Origin of the sequence: Salinarimonas ramus (assembly GCF_014645695.1) — a bacterium.
Taxonomy (GTDB): Bacteria; Pseudomonadota; Alphaproteobacteria; order Rhizobiales; family Beijerinckiaceae; genus Salinarimonas; species Salinarimonas ramus.
This window is the reverse complement of the sequence record NZ_BMMF01000038.1, coordinates 1-985: the sequence shown is the minus strand read 5'-3', so window position 1 is coordinate 985 and position 985 is coordinate 1. Positions and strand designations below refer to the sequence as shown.

Here is a 985-nt window from a genome sequence, read left to right as displayed (position 1 = left end):
CCCCTCCCTGACGAACGGCTTAGGATAATGTGCGGCGCATCGGCTTGCCGGTGACGACCGCGTTTGCGGGACGGAAACGGCCGCCTGCGCTTCTCTTTCTTCTCATGGACACCGGATCGGCCGGCGCTCAGGCGCCGGGCGACGATCCGCGCATTCCGGGCCTGTAGCTCAGGTGGTTAGAGCGCACCCCTGATAAGGGTGAGGTCGGACGTTCGAGTCGTCCCAGGCCCACCAGCATCGGGTCGCTTCGCGCCCCGCGCTGCTGGTCCTTCGGTTTGTTCGCGGCGGTGCCGCGAACGTCCGCGCCATGAGGCGCGGCGGCCGGTCGGCCTCGCGGCGCTTCGGCGCCGGGTCGAGGGGCCCGCCGAAGGCGGCAAGCGCGACTGCGCGCCCGCGCTGATGCGCGGAACCGGCCGAAAGCCGGACAGGGACACAGCTTCGGCTTTGCCGAAGATGGGGCCATAGCTCAGTTGGGAGAGCGCGTGCTTTGCAAGCATGAGGTCGTCGGTTCGATCCCGTCTGGCTCCACCATCTCGCGCCTTCGGCGCCGATGTTGTCGAGCGGTTTGGGTGTCCATGTCGAGAGCAAGGTTCGCCTCGAGGCTTCGGCTTCGGCGGCGATGTTTGACATCGTGAAGAGGATGGACGCGTCCGGGACACCCGTATCGATCTGCAAGGATCGGTCGGCCGGGCGCGTTCGGCATAGGTGACGACCGTGAGGGTCGGGGCGGAAGCCTCGGTCCGGATCGGTCGTCTCTGGTCTTATATCTGACCGTGCGGGCTTTATCGGGCCTGCATGGGCAGGGAGGCTCTCTCGTGCTGCCGAGCGCGGGAGGGTTCACGTTCTCGATTCGTGTGGCGTCGTCTTCCGTCTTGGGAGGGGCGTGCATGGATCATGGGAGCGATCAAGTGTCTCAAGGGCATTCGGTGGATGCCTTGGCGCTGAGAGGCGATGAAGGACGTGGTACGCTGCGATAAGCCTCGGG

Annotated in this window: 2 tRNA genes and 1 rRNA gene; all 3 read left to right on the top strand. The window is 66.2% G+C overall.

Going from position 1 to position 985, the window contains the following annotated elements:
* Window positions 1-157 precede the first annotated feature (157 nt).
* Window positions 158-234 (top strand) — tRNA-Ile (locus IEX89_RS24105).
* A 221-nt stretch (window positions 235-455) separates the two neighbouring features.
* Window positions 456-531, top strand: a tRNA-Ala gene (locus tag IEX89_RS24100).
* A 371-nt stretch (window positions 532-902) separates the two neighbouring features.
* Window positions 903-985 (top strand): 23S ribosomal RNA (locus IEX89_RS24095); the annotation flags it as partial.